Source organism: Enhydrobacter aerosaccus, from assembly GCF_900167455.1.
Taxonomy (GTDB): Bacteria; Pseudomonadota; Alphaproteobacteria; order Reyranellales; family Reyranellaceae; genus Reyranella; species Reyranella aerosaccus.
Genome location: NZ_FUWJ01000001.1, coordinates 1,511,170 through 1,527,982, shown reverse-complemented (window position 1 = coordinate 1,527,982; position 16,813 = coordinate 1,511,170). Strand labels below are relative to the sequence as shown.

Sequence of the window (16,813 nt, the reverse complement as noted above, 5' to 3'; positions counted from 1 at the left end):
CGAGGGGCCTTTCCGGCGCGGCGTCTATTTTCCCTTCCATTCCGGCTTCGGTTTCTTGTTCACGAAGGCATCGATGCCGGCCTGGGCATCCTCACTCTGCAGGGCGCCGGCCATGAAGTCCGTGGCGAGCGCATAGGCCTGGTCGATCGTCATCTCCATGTGGCGATGGAACATCGCCTTGCCGGAGGCGATCTGTCGCGGCGGCTGGGCCGCGATCTGGTTGGCCAGGGCCATCGTTTCGCGGTCGAGCTGGTCGGGGGCGACGACACGGCTCACCAGTCCGTCCCGCAGCGCGGCCTCCGCATCGATGAACTGACCGGTGAAGAGCATGTCGAGGGCGCGCTTCTTTCCGACATTGCGGCCGACCGGAACCGAGGGCGTTCCGCAAAACAGACCGTTGGTGATCCCCGATGTGGCGAAGGTCGCCACGGTCGACGCCACGGCAAGGTCGCAGGCAGCAACGAGCTGGCAGCCCGCCGCAGTCGCGATCGCCTGGACCTTGGCAATGACCGGCTGCGGCAAGCGCTGGATCGACAGCATCATCGCCGAGCAGCGCGTCAGCAGGTCGTGATGAAAGGCGTAGTCCTTGCGCGACGCCACCTCGCGGAGATCGTGGCCGGTCGAGAAGGCGCGACCCTGCGCTTCGATCACCACGCAGCGGATCTCCCGATCCGCGGCCAGCCGGTCGAATTCCGCCTGCAGCGCGTCTATAAGCTCGCCGGAGAGCGCATTCATGGCGCGCGGACGATTGAGGGTGAGGATGGCGACGCGGCCTTCGTCGCGGCGTAGCAGGACGGGCTCGTTGGGGGCAGCGGACATGAGGATATTCTACGGTCTGAGAGGCGGAGCGCCATGCCGGTGATGACACCAGCCGAACTGCTCACCTTCCTGGACGAGCATTTTCCGCAGGCCGGGCATCTCGGCCTGGCGATCGAGCATCTCGACGACAAGACGATCCGCCTGCGCCTGCCGATACACGATCGCCATTTGCGTCCGGGTGGCACGATATCGGGGCCAACGCTGATGTGGCTCGTGGATTGCGGCTTCTATCTACTGATCCTGGCGCAGCTCGGACCGGTGGCCCTCGCGGTCACCACGAACCTCAACATCAACTTCATGCGCAAGCCCGAGCCGGCCGATCTGATCGGCGAAGGACGCCTGATGAAGCTCGGCAAATCGCTGGCCGTCGGCGATTTCACCATCTGGAGTGCCGGCAAAAGCGAGCCCGTGGCGCACGCGACGGTGACTTATTCGATTCCGCTTCGTTGAGGCCGAGATTTTCGTCGAAGATTCAATCGGTTGATCTGCGGTAATATAGCACCGCGACATTAAACCATTGATTTTATGGATGATTATGTCTCGGTTTGACAAAGGCCAGCCAAGCCATCATAAGCGCCGCCTCACGGAAGAAAGAACCATGCACACCCTTAGCAACCGAACCGCCAGTCTCAAGACTGCCGACGTGCAGAAGAAGTGGGTGCTGATCGACGCCGATGGGCTGGTCCTGGGCCGGCTCGCCTCGATCATCGCCATGCGCCTGCGCGGCAAGCACAAGCCGACCTTCACGCCGCACATCGATTGCGGCGACAACATCATCGTCGTCAATGCCGAGAAGGTGCGCCTCACCGGTCGCAAGGCCGAGAAGGAGTACTTCTACTATCACACCGGCCATCCGGGCGGCATCAAGGGCGAGACCCTGGGCAAGCGCCTCGAAGGTCGCTTCCCCGAGCGCGTCATCGTCAAGGCCGTCGAGCGCATGATCACCCGTGGTCCGCTCGGCCGTGCGCAGATGAAGAACCTGCGCGTCTACAAGGGCCCCAAGCACGAGCACGAGGCACAGCAGCCCGAGAAGCTGGACGTCGCCGCGCTGAACCGTAAGAACTCGAGGATCGGCTGACCATGGCTACCGAACTTTCGTCCTTTGCCGAGTTGAAGAAGGCGCCGGTCACGGCCGCTTCCGCCATGCCGCGTGAGAAGGAGGTCGATGCCCAGGGCCGCGCCTACGCCACCGGCCGCCGCAAGAACGCCGTCGCTCGCGTGTGGGTGAAGCCCGGCACCGGGAAGATCACCATCAACGGCCGCGACCAGAAGGTCTACTTCGCGCGTCCGACGCAGCAGATGGTCATCCAGCAGCCGTTCGACGTCTCACAGCGCGGCGGCCAGTTCGATGTCGTCGCCACCGTTTCCGGCGGCGGTCTGTCCGGCCAGGCCGGTGCGGTTCGCCATGGCATTGCGCAGGCGCTCGCCAAGTTCGAACCCGGGCTGCGTGGCGCCATGAAGACCAGCGGCTTCCTGACCCGCGACAGCCGCGTGGTCGAGCGTAAGAAGTACGGCCGCGCCGGTGCGCGTCGCCGCTTCCAGTTCTCGAAGCGCTAAACGGCGCCCGGAGAACGATCGTCTCTGGTCGAAGGGCGCCCCAGCGGCGCCCTTCGTTTTTGTGGAGGAAAGGACATGTCGGGCCTCATCGTTCCGTTCAACGGCTTCGTTCCCAAGATCGACAGCACCGCCTTCATCGCACCCAATGCGACCCTGATCGGCGAGGTCGAGATCGGCGCGCATTGCGGCATCTGGTTCGGTGCCGTGCTGCGGGGAGATGGTCCGGGCATCAAGATCGGCGACAACTCCAACATCCAAGATGGCACGGTCATCCATGTCACGGCTCGCGGTCGCGGTACCGTGGTCGGCCGGAATGTCACGGTCGGGCATCTGGCCCTGCTGCATGCCTGCGAGGTGCAGGACGACGCCTTCATCGGCATGCATTCCACGGTTCTGGACAATGCGGTGGTGGAATCGGGCGCCATGGTGGCCGCCGGTGCGGTCGTTCCGCCGCGCAAGGTCGTGCGCAGGGGCGAGTTGTGGGCCGGCAACCCGGCGGTGAAAATGCGCGATCTCACGGAACAGGACATCGAAGGTTTCAAACGCGCTGCCGCGCACTATGTGACGTTGGCCAACGCCTATCGTGACGGCGGCAAGCTGAAGGCGGCGGAGTAGCCACCAAGACGAGCCATGAGTTACGCGATCAAGGAGATCTTCAAGACGCTGCAGGGCGAGGGCGCCCAGGCTGGCCGGGCGGCGGTGTTCTGCCGCTTTTCCGGCTGCAACCTGTGGTCTGGCCGCGAGGAAGATCGTGCCGAAGCCCAGTGCCGGTTCTGCGACACGGATTTCGTCGGCATGGACGGCACGCTGGGCGGCCGCTACGCCACGGCCGATGCCCTGGCCGATGCGATCGAGCAGGCCTGGGGTGGGGAACGGCCGCATCGGTTCGTGGTCCTGACTGGCGGCGAGCCGCTGCTCCAGGTCGACGCGCCGCTGATCGAAGCACTCCATGCGCGCGGATTCGAGATCGCCGTCGAGACCAATGGGACGGTGGAACCGCCGGACGGTATCGATTGGGTCTGTGTCAGCCCCAAGACCACGGAGGCGCTGAAGGTGACGAGCGGACACGAACTGAAGCTCGTCTATCCGCAGGCGCACCTCGGGCCTGAAACCTTCGCCAGCCTCGACTTCCGTCGCTTCTCCCTGCAGCCGATGGATGGTCCGGAGGTGGCGGCGAACACCGCTCGGGCCATCGCCTATTGCCTTGCCCATCCGCAATGGCAGCTCAGCACGCAGACGCACAAGCATCTTGGCATTCGTTGACATGTGGGAACTCACCAAGTCCTTCCGTTTCGACGCTGCGCACACGCTCAAGCGCAGCATCGACGCCGAGTCGAGCAAGCGCATTCACGGCCATTCGTACCGGGCGGAAGTGACGCTGCGCGGCGAACCGGATCCCGAGACCGGCATGGTGGTCGATTTCGGGTTGCTCGAACGCACGCTTGCCCAGGCCCGGGACGGCCTCGACCATCACATGCTGGACGATGTTCCCGATCTCGGACCGGCGACGATGGAAAATCTTGCCGCCTGGATCTGGCGCCGACTCGCCCCGGCGACAAAGGGCCTGGTGAAGGTCACCGTCTATCGCGACAGCAACGACGAGTCGGTGACCTATCGCGGCCCATAGCAGGGCGGTGTCACGCGAGGCCGCTCAGTCGATCAGACGCACCTTCACATAGGAACCCGGCGCATCCTCGATCGCGGGCAGGCCGCCGGCGCCGGGAATTCGAGCGGGCACCTTGGCGCCGGACTTCTCCGACAGCCACTTGTCCCAGTCGTTCCACCACGAGCCTGGATATTCCGTCGCGCCGGCCCGCCATTCCTCGAGGGTCGGAGGGTTCTTCGCGGTCTCGTTCAGCCAGTGCTGGTACTTCTTGGCGTGCGGCGGGTTCACGACGCCCGCAATATGACCCGAGCCAGCCAGCATGAAGCGCACCGGACCGGAATAGAGCTGGGTTGCCTTGTAGACCGACTTGGCTGGCGCGATATGGTCCTCCTTGCCGGCCTGGAGGTAGATCGGGATCGAGACCTTGCGCAGGTCGATCGGCACGTTGTCGATGATCAGGCCTCCGGGCTTCGCCAGCAGGTTGTTCTGATACATGTTGCGCAGGTAGTAGCTGTGCACCGCCGCCGGCATGCGCGTGGCGTCGGTGTTCCAGAACAGCAGATCGAACGGGAAGGGATCCTTGCCCATCAGATAGTTGTTCACGACGAACGACCAGATGAGATCGTTGGCGCGCAACATGTTGAAGGTTGTCGCCATCTCGGTGCCGTCGAGATAGCCCTTCTTGCCCATGATCTCCTCGACGCCGGCGAGCTGATCCTCGTCGATGAAGACGCCGAGCTCGCCGGGCTCCGTGAAATCGACTTGCGCGGTGAAGAAGGTGCAGGCAGCGATGCGGTTGTCGCCGCGCGCCGCCATATAGGCCAGCGTGGCGGCCATCAGGGTGCCGCCGATGCAATAGCCGATCGCCGAGACCTGGCGCTCGCCGGTGGCCTTCTCGATCGCCTCGAGGGCGGCGAGCGGCCCGAGCTTCATGTAATCCTCGAAGCCGAGCTTGCTCAGCTCCTCGTCGGGATTGACCCAGGAAATGACGAACACCGTGTAGCCGTGCTCAGTCGCCCATTTGATGAACGAGTTCTCGGGCTTGAGATCGAGGATGTAGAACTTGTTGATCCAGGGCGGCACGATCAGCAGCGGCATCGCGTAGACCTCTTCGGTCCGCGGTGCGTACTGGATCAGCTGCATCAGCTTGTTCTGGAAGACGACCTTGCCGGGGGAGGTGGCGACATTCCCGCCGACCCGGAACGCCTTCATGTCGGTCTGACGGATGGCCAGCCTGCCCTTGCCGCGTTCCAGGTCGGTCAGCAGATTCTGCAGGCCCTTGATGAGATTCTCGCCCTTGCTGTTGATCGTGGCGGTCACGACCTGGGGATTGGTCAGGGCAAAATTGCTCGGCGACATCGCGTCGATGAACTGGCGCGTGTAGAAATCGACCTTCTGCGCCGTCTTCTCGTCGATGCCTTCAACTTCCTTGACCGTGCCCTGAAGCCAGCGGGCCGTCAGCAGGTATGACTGCTTGATGTAGTCGAAGACCACAGCGTCCTTCCAGGCCGGGTCGTTGAACCGCCGGTCGCCTTTCGCCGGCTCGGCCATCGGCTGGACCGGCTGGCCCATCATGCGCTGGGCGGTGATCTGCCAGAGCTGCATATACTGCTGCCACAGCTCGATCTGGGCCTGCACGAGCTTGTTGGGATCAGCCAGCATCTTGGCTGTAAAATCCATGAAAGTCTGGGTCAGCCGTAACGGGTCGGCCGGCTGCGGGCCTTCGGCCGCGTAGCGGTCCACGAAGTCCTTCAGCAGCTTCTGGCTGCGTTCGGCTATGTCCTTCAAAGCAGCCTGCAATTTCTCGGATTCGGCCGCGGATAGACCCGCGGGGGCGCTGGCAGGAGCGGTTGACGCCGAGCTGTCAGACATGCGCGTTTCCTCTTCTAGATCATCGCCTTTGTAGCGTTTCTTGCGATAGTCGTGCCATCCCGATACTATAACTTGTGCGGGCTCGCCCGGGCTGCCAAGACCATCTTTCAGCCAGTAGGTAGGCTGCGACAACTCACGGGTCAAACTTTGGCGCGACCTTCGGTAAACAGCGCGGGCAGGTTCAGCAGGTGAGGACAATGCGGATTTCGAGGAACAGGATGGGTCGTGGCTGCCTTTATGCCGTCGTGGGCATGGCGTCGCTCGCTCTCCTGTCGGGCTGCGATTGGTTCGGCAGCAGCACCCCTGCGGACATGATGAAGCTGCGGCCGGGAGCGGAAAAAGACGTGCCGGTCAGTTCGACCTTGCCGCCGCCGCCGACCAACCAGCAGTACGGCCCACCTGTCGTGCCGGTCGACGAGACCCGCGAGACCAGGCAGATCGGCTCGGTCGTGGCGGCCACCGGGGGCCAGAAGGCCCAGAAGGAGAAGCTGGACAAGGAGGAACGGGCTCGCGACGAGCAGGATCGCGCGGCCAGCGAGCGCGCGGCCAGCGAGCGCGCGGCCCAAGACCGGGCGAAGTCGGCCAATACGTCGGGCGACAAGCCTGGCGAGCCACCGACGCAGCCGGTCGCGCCGCCTCGCGGCTCGGTCACCGGGACTCCGATGGCGCCGCCTGCCGGCGACAATGCGCCCGCGGGTCCGCCTGCTGACGCCAAGCCGGCCGGTACCTGAGTTTGCTAAAATCGGTGCGGGACGACGCTCTAGACGCACCGGCTGCCGGCCATCGAGGCCCAAGGGAAGAAGCACATGGACGATTCGGAATTCCATCGACTCAAGCGCCTACCGCCCTACGTATTCGCGGAAGTGAATGCGATGAAGGCGCGCGCCCGAGCCGCCGGACAGGACGTGATCGACCTTGGCATGGGCAATCCGGATCTCCCCACCGCGCCGCACATCGTCGCCAAGCTGGCCGAGGCCGCCGCCAATCCGCGCGCTCACGGCTACTCGGCCTCGCGCGGCATTCCTGGCCTCCGCAAGGCGCAGGCGGCCTATTACCAGCGCCGCTTCAATGTCGATCTCGACCCCGAGAGCGAGATCATCGTCACGCTCGGCTCGAAGGAGGGGCTGGCCAACCTCGCCCAGGCGATCACTTCACCGGGCGACATCGTGCTGGTGCCGAATCCCAGCTATCCCATCCATCCCTACGGCTTCATCATTGCCGGCGGGTCGGTGCGGCACATCCCGGTTCCCGGAAGCACTTCACTCGAAGAGTTCTTGCCGGCGCTCGAGCGCGCTGTCCGCCACACGGTGCCCAAGCCGATCGCGCTGGTGCTGAATTATCCGTCCAACCCCACGGCACAGGTCGTCGATCTCGATTTCTATGCGGCGATCGTCGATTTCTGCAAACGCCAGAACATCTGGATCCTGTCCGATCTCGCCTATGCGGAGATCTACTTCGAGGGCGTGCCGCCGCCGTCGGTGCTGCAGGTGCCGGGTGCACGAGATATCGCGGTCGAATTCACCTCCATGAGCAAGACCTACTCGATGGCGGGCTGGCGCATCGGTTTCGCGGCCGGCAACAAGACGCTCATCCATGCGCTCACGCGCATCAAGTCGTACCTCGATTACGGTGCCTTCACACCGATCCAGGTGGCGGCCACGGCCGCCCTGAATGGCCCGCAGGATTGCATCGTTGAGGCGCGCAACACCTACAAGGAGCGGCGCGACGTCATGATCGAGGGGCTGAGGACGGCCGGATGGGACCTGCCGTCGCCGTCCGCCAGCATGTTCGCCTGGGCGCCGATTCCCAAGCCCTTCGCCGAGCTGGGCTCGCTGGCCTTCTCGAAGCTGATGCTGACACAGGCCAATGTCGCGGTGTCACCCGGTATCGGCTTCGGCGAGCATGGCGACGCACACGTGCGCATCGCCCTGGTCGAGAACAAGCATCGGATCCGGCAGGCAATACGCAACATTCGGCAGGTAATGGCCGATCCGTCCCGGGCGATCGATCTCTATCTGCGCGGTGTTGGGGACAATATCACGCCGTTGAAGGCTCGCGCCTGATCTCCTCCTGTCGTATCAGGCAGCTATGAAACCACCCCTCAGAATCGGCATCGCCGGCCTCGGCACAGTGGGCGCAGGCGTCGTCAAGTTGCTGGCCGAGCATGGCCGGCTTTTATCCCTGCGCGGCGGTCGGCCGCTCAAGCTCGTGGCCGTCAGCGCGCGCAGCAAGGCCAAGAAGCGCGATATCGACCTGCGCGGCGTGCGCTGGGAGAAGGATCCGCTGGCGCTGGCGGAAGCCTCGGACCTCGATGTCGTGATCGAGCTTATCGGCGGCTCCGGCGGTATTGCGCGGCAGCTGGTGCGCAAGGCGCTGGCATCGGGCAAGCACGTCGTCACCGCCAACAAGGCGTTGCTGGCCATGCACGGCACCGAGCTCGCGGAACTGTCGGAGAAGAAGGGCCGCATTCTCGCCTTCGAGGCCGCGGTCGCCGGCGGCATTCCCATTATCAAGGCGCTGCGGGAAGGCCTGGTCGGCAACAAGGTCAGCCGCCTGTACGGCATCCTGAACGGCACGTGTAACTATATCCTTACGACCATGCGCGAGACCGGACGCGACTTCGATGTTGTGCTGGCCGAGGCGCAGGCGGCGGGCTACGCCGAGGCCGATCCCAGCTTCGACGTCGACGGTATCGACGCGGCGCACAAGCTCGCGGTCCTGACCGGCGCCGCCTTCGGCTGCCAGGTCAACTTCGAAGGCGTCCATGTCGAGGGCATCCGGCGCGTCACCTCGATGGATATCCAGTTCGCCGAGGAGCTGGGCTATCGCATCAAGCTCCTGGGCCTGGCGCGCGAGACGCGGTACGGCATCGAACAGCGCGTCCATCCCTGCATGGTGCCGCTCGAAGCGCCGATCGCCCACATCGAAGGCGTGTTCAATGCCGTGGTGGTCGAGGGCGATTTCGTCGGTACCACGATGTTCCAGGGACGCGGCGCCGGGCAGGGACCGACCGCCTCGGCCGTGGTCGCTGACCTGGTCGATGTGGCGCGCGGGCGCGACATGCCGGCCTTCGTCGTGCCGGCGGCCCAGTTGGCGGCGAAGAAGGTGGCCCCGATCGGCCGCCATGTCGGAGCCTACTATATGCGCCTGATGGTGCAGGATCGGCCAGGCGTGATCGCGGCGATCTCGGGTGTGCTGGCCAAGGAGCGCATCTCGGTGGAATCGATGTTGCAACGCGGCCGGTCGCAATCGGGCGAGGTACCCGTCGTGCTGACCACGCACGAGACGGAAGAGGCGGCGATGCAGCGTGCGGTGGCGCGCATCGCCAAGTTGCGGGCGGTGGCGGCAGAGCCCTGCCTGATCAGGATCGAAACGTTCTAGGTGGCGTTCCGGGAAACCGACGGAGGAAACGATGGCGGATATTGGCAAGATGGACCGCAACCTGGCCTTGGAGGCAGTGCGTGTGACGGAAGCGGCGGCGCTCGCGGCGTCCAAGCTCATGGGCCGCGGCGACGAGAAGAAGGCCGACCAGGCGGCCGTGGACGCCATGCGCACGACTCTGAACTCGTTGAACATCGACGGCACGGTCGTGATCGGCGAAGGCGAACGCGACGAAGCGCCGATGCTCTATATCGGCGAAAAGGTCGGCACGGGTAGCGGTCCCAAGATCGACATCGCGCTGGATCCACTGGAAGGTACGACCATCACGGCCAAGGGACTGCCCAATGCGCTGGCGGTCATGGCGATGGCCGAGCATGGCGGCTTCCTCAACGCTCCTGACGTCTACATGGACAAGATCGCCGTCGGCGGCGGCCTGCCCGAAGGCATCGTCGACCTGGACAAGACACCGGAACAGAATCTCAAGGATCTCGCCAAGGCCAAGAAGGTGGAGATCGACGATCTCGTCGTCTGCATCCTCGATCGCCCGCGCCATGCCGAACTGATCGCCAAGGTCCGCGAGGCGGGTGCCCGCATCATGCTGATCGGCGATGGCGACGTTTCCGGCGTGATCGCGACGTCGACGGGTGATTCGGGCATCGATATCTACATCGGCTCCGGCGGCGCACCGGAAGGCGTACTGGCGGCGGCGGCGCTGCGCTGCATCGGCGGCCAGATCCAGGGTCGGCTCCTCTTCCGCAACGACGACGAGAAGGCGCGTGCCCGCAAGTGGGGCATCACCGATCTCAACCGCAAGTACTCGATGACCGACATGGCCAAGGGCGACGTCATGTTCGCGGCCACTGGCGTGACATCCGGCTCGATGCTGAAGGGCGTCCGCCGCTTCGGCAACGGCGCGGAGACCCATTCGATCGTCATGCGCTCCAAGACCGGAACCGTGCGGTGGGTGTCGGCGCATCACAATTTCTCGATCAAGACTGGCCTGCCGAGCTGGGCTTAGCCATTCTTGATCGGTGGCGGCACGGAGCCGCCTGAGAGGCGGGTCGTGAGGTCCGCGCGTCGAATGGGAAAGAAGGGAGCGGCTTTCCTCCTTGCGGCTGTCCTGTCGCTGACGGCATTGCCGGCGGCGGCGCAGGATGCGTGCGGGCTGGTGCCATGGGCGGTGGCGCGCGCGCCCGACCCGTTCTCGGCCTATATTCCCGTTGTCGATAGTGCCCAGTCGCTGCCGAAGGAAGGCGTCTTCGGCCTGCGCCTGCGGCCGGTTTCCGACGTCATCTACCTCGCGGCTCCGGAGCGTGGGAGCGACGGTGGCCAGGGCGGCATCGTCACGTTGGAGAATATCCCCGCTGGCCGCTATCGCATCGTCCTGTCGGAAGAAGCCTGGATCGACGCGGTCCAGGACGGCAAGCGCTTGCCGATACTCGCGGCAGATCGCGCCACGGACTGCCCCGGGACCCGCTTGAGCGTGCAGGTCGAGGTCAAGAGCGAGCCGTTGACGCTGCAGATTGGCGGTGTCGCCGCTACGCGCATCAATGTGGCGGTGCTGCGGCTGTGGCCGTTCGAATGGAAATGGTAAACGCCGCCGGACTGCACGAGACGCTGCAATTCCCCCGTCCCCAGGGAAATCCGATATAGAGAGCGAATGTCTTCCGATATCCGCGTGGCCCGGGCGGCGTTTCTCGGTGTCGAACGCTCCCTGACGGGGCGCCGCTGGGCGGAGCGTCTCGCCGACGAACGGCTCGCCCTCGCGATGGCGCAACGTCACGGCCTGCCCGACGCGGTCTGTCGTTTGTTGGCCGCTCGTTCTGTCGATCTGGAGGGAGTTCCCGACTTTCTCGAGCCGACGCTGCGCAAGTTCCTGCCCGACCCGCTGCATCTCAAGGACATGGATGCTGCCGTGGCGCGCCTGGTCCGGGCCGTGCGCACCGGCGAGCGCGTCGTCGTGTTCGGCGACTACGATGTCGACGGCGCGACCTCGTCGGCGCTTCTGCTTCGCTTCTTCCGCGCGGTCGGCGCCAACATCGGCTTCTACATTCCCGATCGCGTGCGGGAAGGGTATGGCCCCAACAGTGCGGCCCTGACCAAGCTCAAGGAGGCCGGCGCCGCCGTGGTCGTCACCGTCGATTGCGGCGTCACGGCCCATGATCCGCTGGCCGAGGCGAAGCGCCTGGGCCTCGACATGATCGTGATCGATCATCATCAGGCCGAGATCGCGTTGCCGCCCGCCGTCGCCGTGGTGGACCCAAATCGAATCGACGAGCAAAGTCCCCACAAGCAACTCGCAGCGGTAGGAGTCGCCTTTCTTCTGGCCGTCGGCGTGAACCGGGCCCTGCGCGAGGCAGGCTGGTATGGCGCCGACCGCCCGGAGCCCGATTTGCGCCAATGGCTTGACCTTGTGGCCCTCGGAACGGTGGCCGATGTGGTGCCGTTGACGGGACTGAACCGCGCCCTGGTGCGGCAGGGCCTGCGGGTCATGGCGGACCGAAGCAATGCGGGCTTGGCTGCGCTCGCCGACGTGGCCCGTCTGCGCGAACCTCCGGGCGCCTATCATCTTGGGTTCATGCTGGGACCGCGCGTCAATGCCGGTGGTCGCGTGGGACAGGCCGATCTCGGAGCGCGGCTGCTGTCGAGCGACGATCCGCACGAGGTGGCGGCCCTGGCGCTGCGGTTGGATGAACTGAATGCCGAGCGGCGGGCCATCGAGCGCCAGGTGCTGGACCAGGCTATCGAGCGGATCGAAGGCACTTACGGCCCCGATCGCCAGGGGCTGCCGTCCGCTCTGCTGGTCGAGAGCGAGGGGTGGCATGTCGGCGTGATCGGCATCGTCGCCAGCCGCCTGGTCGAGCGTTACGGACGACCAGCCTTCGTCATCGGCATGGATGGCGACCTCGGGAAGGGCTCGGGTCGCTCGGTGCGCGGCGTCGACCTCGGCGCGGCGGTGATTGCTGCCCGGCAGCACGGGCTGCTGATCAACGGCGGCGGACACGCCATGGCGGCGGGCCTGACAGTGGCCCGCGACCAGTTGACGGCCCTGGCCAAGTTCCTCGACGAGCGGGTCGGCCCCCAACTTGGCGCAGCGCCACCCATGCGGGAGCTGGGGATCGACGCGGCCCTGGCGCCGGCGGCAGCCACCCAGGACCTCGTCGCCATGATCGAACGGGCCGGTCCCTTCGGTGCCGGTAATGCGCTCCCGCGCTTCGCCCTGACGGGCGTCCGTGTCGATTACGCCCAGCCGGTCGGGGAAGCGCATATACGCTGCACCTTGGTCGGCCAGGATCGGAGCCGGATCGAGGCGATCGCCTTTCGTGCCGGCCAGACGCCGCTGGGTGCCGCTTTGCTGGACCGCACCAAGCCCATCCTGCATGTGGCCGGCGCCCTGCGGGTCGACCGCTATAACGGCAGGGCGAGCGTGCGTCTCCAGATCGATGACGCCGCTTCGGCCTCCGGGTCGGTCCACCTCTAGGGGCAGGCCAGGGAGACGGCCCCATTTCTCCTGCTTGATTTGCCGACCGTGGACCGTTACATGCACCGCTCTTGCGCCTCGTCCCCATCGTCTAGAGGCCTAGGACATCGCCCTTTCACGGCGGTAACAGGGGTTCGAATCCCCTTGGGGACGCCATTCTCTGCTCGTGAATGACCAGCCCTCTCCACTTGGAGCCTATTGGTGTCCAAGGCGGGATGAATTGCGACACCTGGATAGGGCCTGAATCGCGGCAAGCCGGCACAAGCGTCAGGTACGGAGTGCGGCGCCCAGCCCCTGCAAATCGGCCGTGCGCGCCAGGGCGAGGTCCTGCGGCAGCATGGCCAACCGGTCCAGCGCCTGGTCGAGCAGTTCCAGTTCCTCGCGCAAGGCCGGAAGCCGGGCCTCGGGCAGGGTGCGCAGGAGGTTCTCCAGCATCGCTCTCAGCCGGCGAGCGACCTGAAAGTTCGAGACGCCATAGAGGCGGATCTCGCGGCAGGATAGAGCCACGAAATCCTCCCAGTTCGGCGTCCTGAAAACGACGCGCGTCTTTCCGTCGGCACTCCGTATGATATCGTCATGAAGATGACGCCGACCCACGGCTCGCAGCAATCGGTGCAACTGGTCAATCGACAGGACAGCCGTCGTTGGATCGTTGATCGCGCTCGATAGGGCTTTGACGGCAATATCGACAATGACGCGAAAGGCGAACGTCGCATCCTGTTCGATGGTTCGTTCGGGACCAAATGCGACAGCGGACCGAAGCAGGCGATCGTCGGCGGCAATGGCTCCCCCGTGCATCAGAAACAGGGGTTCGTCCGTGGCGACGAAGTCGCCGACGCGATGGGCGAATTCGATCACGCCGTCGGTGCGCTCGGCTTCCTTTCTGACGGTATCGAGATCGACCGCCAGAACGATCGCCGACTTTCCTTGATGGGCGATTTCCCTGTCTGCCGGACCCAGCCGGGGCATTGGTGGCGAGGGATGATGCGCTCCCTCGATTCGGACGGGATAGACATCCTGCAGAACGGATAGGCCATCCTCACCGAGGCGCCACACGATACTGACGGGACGCAGCAGCCGGGCTGCGTAGTCTATCAGGTAGAGAAAGGCGGCCACTGACGCGCCGCTCAGCACGAACGCGATGGTGAACAGCAGATAGGGAATCTTCATCTGCGTTCGAGCAAGAACGCCAAGGTTGAACGCCAGGGTCAGGACGAAAAGCGCCACGACAAAGCGGATCGTGTTGTCGCGCAACAAGGTGGTGGCAATGATTCGCGGCGTCAGCTGGGCGCTGGCGACCTGGATCGCCACCAACAACGAACTGAACGTAAAAACGATGAACGACAACATCGCGGCGATGAAGACTTCCAGAGCCGACTGCGCGGCCGGAATTTCCAGCACCCAGTTCCAGGACCAGTCGAGCCAGTCGTCGACACGTCCGAGCACACGTATCAGTGCAAGCGAGACGACGTACGCGGCCAGGGGCACAAGCCACATCGATGAGCGGAGATAGCTTCTCAGCGCGTACTGCTTGTTCCAGTTCAAGGCACTTCCTTCCCATTGTTCGTTGGTCTCGCCATCGTGTTGCGCCGGGCAAGCCAGCGCGCGGCGACGAATGTGACGATAAGGTTGATGGGGACACCCAGGGCGACCATCACGGTGGTTCGGGGATCGGTAGCCACTGCGAGGAGGGGAGCAAGCGCCGCGCCCAGATTTCTGGTGCAAACACCCAGGCAGACGACGCTGCGTTGCTCAGGAGCGAGGCCTCCACTCATCAGGTAGGAGCCGACAGTCACGATGATCGCGAACAGGAACTGCGTCCCGATAGCCAGGCTGCCGATGGCCTGGACGAAGCCACCGAAGTGGAGAATGCAGATGACGACCAGCAGACCAAGCGTGGCAATGTCGGCCACCCGTTTGACATAGACCTGAAGACGCTTCGCCAGGATCGAGTGCAAGGCTCTGATCGAAAGACCGGCAAGTAGAGGCAGGAGAATGAGCGCAATCAGCGGTCGAGCTACTGGCCATATTCCGACTTTCAGGCCCGGCGCGACCAACGGCAGCGCCAGTGGCATGAAGAGAACCGTGCCGAGGGCGGCGATGAGCATGAACGCCGCGGTATAGGCGAGATCTCCATTGGCTCTACGCACCATCATCGGGAGAAACGGCGCGGCAGGTGCAAGGCCGATAAGTTCTAGCCCCAAGGCATAGGGGCGCATCATTGGGACGATCTCGGCCAAGAGCCATGCAACACCCGGACACAGGATCCAGTCCCATGCTAGCACAATGGCCACAAATCGTCGGTTGCGCAGGGGTGCCAGGGCACGCTTGAAGTCGAGTTCAAGGCCTATCGCTGCGAGGTTTCCCGCCATGAAGACCAGGACGATGGCCGGCAGAGCCGCGGCGGCATATTCCCGCAATTGATCCAAGGAGCCTCCGGGAACGGCAATCATTGAGCCGTCCCTGAATCATCTATCGGGTCCTACGCCTCTGCGACTTGACGGAAATCAACGGTCAGCTGCTCCAGATGGCGTCCGGAGCGCCAACATCTGTCTCGCTGGCCTGCCGAGCGCATCTCGTTGACCTGTATCAAGGTATGCACCCCCAATCTTCGGTCTGATGATTTCAAGGTCGCTCAATGCCGACCGAAGGGGAACAGAGATGAACCAAGTGGCGACGGACCGCGACAGCAGCAATGCGGGGACAGCGACCGAGCCTCAGTATCGGACCGCGGATGAGCGGCGGGCGGAAGGTAAGGCCCTTCGGGAAGCTGCGCCGCGTGAGGCACATGGTCATTGGAAGGCGACCAAGGACCGTCGCGATCCCATCGAAATTCTCGAAGAATCCAATCTGCACCGCCTGCCGGATCTCGTTCCGATCCGGTTTGGCCGCATGATGCAGTCGCCCTTCGCGTTCTATCGCGGATCGGCGGCGGTCATGGCGGCCGATCTGGCGACGACGCCGGTTTCGGGAATCCGGGTGCAAGCCTGTGGCGACGCGCATCTTTCGAATTTCGGCGGCTTCGCCACGCCCGAACGGCGCGTGATCTTCGACATCAACGATTTCGACGAGACTCTGCCGGGCCCCTGGGAGTGGGATCTCAAACGTCTGGTGGCGAGTATCGTGCTGGCCGGACGGCACATTCGTCTCCCCGAAAGCGATACGGCACGTGCGGTGGTGGCGACGGCATGTTCCTACCGCGAGCACATGGCCGACTATGCGGCGATGCGGGCTCTCGACGTCTGGTACGACGCCATCGACGTCGATCGATTTCTGAAAGAAATCGAAACGGACGAGACCCGGCAGCGCGTGGAAGAGCGCCTCAAAAAGGTGCGCGCGAAGAACACGCCGGAGTTCCTGTTCCCCAAATTCGTCGAACATCACGGGACGGCGCCGACGATTGCAGACGATCCGCCGCTGATCTTCCATCCAACTGCGGACATTGCGCCGGGGCTCAACACCAAATACCGGGAAGGATTCGCAAGCTATCGGGACTCGTTGGCCGAGCACGTTCGAACGCTTTTCGACCGCTTCCACTTCTGCGATCTCGCCATGAAGGTCGTGGGCGTCGGCAGTGTCGGCACGCAGTGCGCGATCGCGCTGTTCATGGCGTCCGAGGACGACCCGATCTTTCTGCAGGTCAAGGAGGCTAACGCGTCTGTGCTGGAGCCCTATGTCGGCAAGAGCGAACATTCCCATCATGGTCAGCGGGTCGTGGTCGGCCAACGCTTGATGCAATCGGCAAGCGATCTGTTCCTTGGTTGGGGCCGTGGCGCCAATGGTCGTGACTACTATGTGCGCCAGATGCGGGACATGAAGACCAGCGCGATCATCGAGGATTTCGATGCCGGTGATCTGAGGGCCTACGGCCGGGTCTGCGGCTGGGCATTGGCCAGGGCGCATGCGCGCTCGGGCGATGCAGCCCAGATCGCCGGGTACATGGGCTCGAGCGAGATCTTCGACGATGCGATGGGTGACTTCGCGACCGAATATGCCGACCAGGCGCAACGTGATCACCGCGCCTTCGTCAAGGCGATCAGGCAAGGGCGGATCAACGCCATCATCGAGACCTGATGAGCATGTCGTAGAGGTGGACG

General features: G+C 64.3%; 17 protein-coding genes and 1 tRNA gene. 14 read left to right on the top strand and 4 right to left on the bottom strand.

Annotation, left to right across the window (positions count from 1 at the left end; genetic code table 11):
- Positions 1–24: 24 nt before the first annotated feature.
- The gene (locus B5D62_RS07225) at positions 25–819 is read right to left on the bottom strand and encodes an enoyl-CoA hydratase (RefSeq protein ID WP_085933085.1); all 795 of its coding nucleotides are present in this window, start codon (positions 817–819) and stop codon (positions 25–27) included.
- 33 nt (positions 820–852) lie between these two features.
- Here B5D62_RS07225 and B5D62_RS07220 point away from each other — a divergent pair, with 33 nt between their 5' ends.
- From B5D62_RS07220 to B5D62_RS07195, 6 genes are all read left to right on the top strand, one after another.
- The gene (locus B5D62_RS07220; protein WP_085933084.1) at positions 853–1,269 is read left to right on the top strand and encodes a PaaI family thioesterase; all 417 of its coding nucleotides are present in this window, start codon (positions 853–855) and stop codon (positions 1,267–1,269) included.
- Positions 1,270–1,417: 148 nt separating this feature from the next.
- Positions 1,418–1,897, top strand: a complete 480-nt coding sequence (rplM, locus tag B5D62_RS07215; RefSeq protein ID WP_139373748.1) for a 50S ribosomal protein L13 — start codon at positions 1,418–1,420, stop codon at positions 1,895–1,897.
- A gap of 2 nt (positions 1,898–1,899) precedes the next feature.
- The gene (gene rpsI, locus B5D62_RS07210) at positions 1,900–2,376 is read left to right on the top strand and encodes a 30S ribosomal protein S9 (protein WP_085933082.1); all 477 of its coding nucleotides are present in this window, start codon (positions 1,900–1,902) and stop codon (positions 2,374–2,376) included.
- Between the two features lie 75 nt (positions 2,377–2,451).
- Positions 2,452–2,991: a gamma carbonic anhydrase family protein gene (locus tag B5D62_RS07205; RefSeq protein ID WP_085933081.1), complete on the top strand. Its 540-nt coding sequence runs from the start codon at positions 2,452–2,454 to the stop codon at positions 2,989–2,991.
- A gap of 15 nt (positions 2,992–3,006) precedes the next feature.
- Positions 3,007–3,639: a 7-carboxy-7-deazaguanine synthase gene (queE, locus tag B5D62_RS07200; protein ID WP_085933080.1), complete on the top strand. Its 633-nt coding sequence runs from the start codon at positions 3,007–3,009 to the stop codon at positions 3,637–3,639.
- Position 3,640: 1 nt separating this feature from the next.
- Positions 3,641–4,003 (top strand): 6-pyruvoyl trahydropterin synthase family protein, encoded by a 363-nt coding sequence (locus tag B5D62_RS07195; RefSeq protein ID WP_085933079.1) that lies wholly within the window; start codon positions 3,641–3,643, stop codon positions 4,001–4,003.
- Positions 4,004–4,027: 24 nt separating this feature from the next.
- On the opposite strand, the gene B5D62_RS07190 is transcribed toward B5D62_RS07195, so the two are convergent.
- Positions 4,028–5,770, bottom strand: coding sequence for a PHA/PHB synthase family protein (locus B5D62_RS07190; RefSeq protein WP_231714733.1), 1,743 nt, complete (start codon positions 5,768–5,770; stop codon positions 4,028–4,030).
- 302 nt (positions 5,771–6,072) lie between these two features.
- On the opposite strand from B5D62_RS07190, the gene B5D62_RS07185 reads away from it, so the two are divergent.
- The 7 genes from B5D62_RS07185 to B5D62_RS07155 all read left to right on the top strand — a co-directional run bounded on the left by B5D62_RS07185 (position 6,073) and on the right by B5D62_RS07155 (position 12,872).
- Positions 6,073–6,585: a hypothetical protein gene (locus B5D62_RS07185; RefSeq protein ID WP_085933077.1), complete on the top strand. Its 513-nt coding sequence runs from the start codon at positions 6,073–6,075 to the stop codon at positions 6,583–6,585.
- Positions 6,586–6,660: 75 nt separating this feature from the next.
- Positions 6,661–7,917, top strand: a complete 1,257-nt coding sequence (locus B5D62_RS07180) for an LL-diaminopimelate aminotransferase (RefSeq protein ID WP_085933076.1) — start codon at positions 6,661–6,663, stop codon at positions 7,915–7,917.
- 25 nt (positions 7,918–7,942) lie between these two features.
- Positions 7,943–9,235, top strand: coding sequence for a homoserine dehydrogenase (locus B5D62_RS07175; protein WP_085933075.1), 1,293 nt, complete (start codon positions 7,943–7,945; stop codon positions 9,233–9,235).
- A gap of 31 nt (positions 9,236–9,266) precedes the next feature.
- The gene (glpX, locus tag B5D62_RS07170; RefSeq protein ID WP_231714732.1) at positions 9,267–10,253 is read left to right on the top strand and encodes a class II fructose-bisphosphatase; all 987 of its coding nucleotides are present in this window, start codon (positions 9,267–9,269) and stop codon (positions 10,251–10,253) included.
- Positions 10,254–10,316: 63 nt separating this feature from the next.
- Complete coding sequence (locus tag B5D62_RS07165) at positions 10,317–10,829, top strand: hypothetical protein (protein ID WP_085933074.1); 513 nt, start codon at positions 10,317–10,319, stop codon at positions 10,827–10,829.
- Positions 10,830–10,895: 66 nt separating this feature from the next.
- Positions 10,896–12,716, top strand: a complete 1,821-nt coding sequence (gene recJ / locus B5D62_RS07160) for a single-stranded-DNA-specific exonuclease RecJ (RefSeq protein WP_085933073.1) — start codon at positions 10,896–10,898, stop codon at positions 12,714–12,716.
- Between the two features lie 80 nt (positions 12,717–12,796).
- A tRNA-Glu gene (locus B5D62_RS07155) sits at positions 12,797–12,872 on the top strand.
- Between the two features lie 111 nt (positions 12,873–12,983).
- Here B5D62_RS07155 and B5D62_RS07150 read toward each other — a convergent pair.
- Positions 12,984–14,261: a DUF2254 domain-containing protein gene (locus B5D62_RS07150; RefSeq protein WP_085933072.1), complete on the bottom strand. Its 1,278-nt coding sequence runs from the start codon at positions 14,259–14,261 to the stop codon at positions 12,984–12,986.
- Positions 14,258–15,169 (bottom strand): bile acid:sodium symporter family protein, encoded by a 912-nt coding sequence (locus B5D62_RS07145; RefSeq protein WP_085933071.1) that lies wholly within the window; start codon positions 15,167–15,169, stop codon positions 14,258–14,260. The genes B5D62_RS07150 and B5D62_RS07145 overlap by 4 nt, the downstream gene beginning before the upstream one ends.
- Positions 15,170–15,377: 208 nt before the next feature.
- On the opposite strand from B5D62_RS07145, the gene B5D62_RS07140 reads away from it, so the two are divergent.
- Positions 15,378–16,790 carry a DUF2252 domain-containing protein gene (locus B5D62_RS07140; RefSeq protein ID WP_085933070.1) on the top strand — a complete coding sequence of 471 codons (1,413 nt, stop codon included), beginning with the start codon at positions 15,378–15,380 and terminating at the stop codon, positions 16,788–16,790.
- Positions 16,791–16,813: the final 23 nt, after the last annotated feature.

What these genes read in the sequence shown, in the direction of transcription:
- B5D62_RS07225 (WP_085933085.1), bottom strand. Translation starts at nt 819, where the DNA reads ATGTCCGCTGCCCCCAACGAGCCCGTCCTGCTACGCCGCGACGAAGGC.
- B5D62_RS07220 (WP_085933084.1), top strand. Translation starts at nt 853, where the DNA reads ATGCCGGTGATGACACCAGCCGAACTGCTCACCTTCCTGGACGAGCAT.
- rplM (WP_139373748.1), top strand. Translation starts at nt 1,418, where the DNA reads ATGCACACCCTTAGCAACCGAACCGCCAGTCTCAAGACTGCCGACGTG.
- rpsI (WP_085933082.1), top strand. Translation starts at nt 1,900, where the DNA reads ATGGCTACCGAACTTTCGTCCTTTGCCGAGTTGAAGAAGGCGCCGGTC.
- B5D62_RS07205 (WP_085933081.1), top strand. Translation starts at nt 2,452, where the DNA reads ATGTCGGGCCTCATCGTTCCGTTCAACGGCTTCGTTCCCAAGATCGAC.
- queE (WP_085933080.1), top strand. Translation starts at nt 3,007, where the DNA reads ATGAGTTACGCGATCAAGGAGATCTTCAAGACGCTGCAGGGCGAGGGC.
- B5D62_RS07195 (WP_085933079.1), top strand. Translation starts at nt 3,641, where the DNA reads ATGTGGGAACTCACCAAGTCCTTCCGTTTCGACGCTGCGCACACGCTC.
- B5D62_RS07185 (WP_085933077.1), top strand. Translation starts at nt 6,073, where the DNA reads ATGGGTCGTGGCTGCCTTTATGCCGTCGTGGGCATGGCGTCGCTCGCT.
- B5D62_RS07180 (WP_085933076.1), top strand. Translation starts at nt 6,661, where the DNA reads ATGGACGATTCGGAATTCCATCGACTCAAGCGCCTACCGCCCTACGTA.
- B5D62_RS07175 (WP_085933075.1), top strand. Translation starts at nt 7,943, where the DNA reads ATGAAACCACCCCTCAGAATCGGCATCGCCGGCCTCGGCACAGTGGGC.
- glpX (WP_231714732.1), top strand. Translation starts at nt 9,267, where the DNA reads ATGGCGGATATTGGCAAGATGGACCGCAACCTGGCCTTGGAGGCAGTG.
- B5D62_RS07165 (WP_085933074.1), top strand. Translation starts at nt 10,317, where the DNA reads ATGGGAAAGAAGGGAGCGGCTTTCCTCCTTGCGGCTGTCCTGTCGCTG.
- recJ (WP_085933073.1), top strand. Translation starts at nt 10,896, where the DNA reads ATGTCTTCCGATATCCGCGTGGCCCGGGCGGCGTTTCTCGGTGTCGAA.
- B5D62_RS07145 (WP_085933071.1), bottom strand. Translation starts at nt 15,169, where the DNA reads ATGATTGCCGTTCCCGGAGGCTCCTTGGATCAATTGCGGGAATATGCC.
- B5D62_RS07140 (WP_085933070.1), top strand. Translation starts at nt 15,378, where the DNA reads ATGAACCAAGTGGCGACGGACCGCGACAGCAGCAATGCGGGGACAGCG.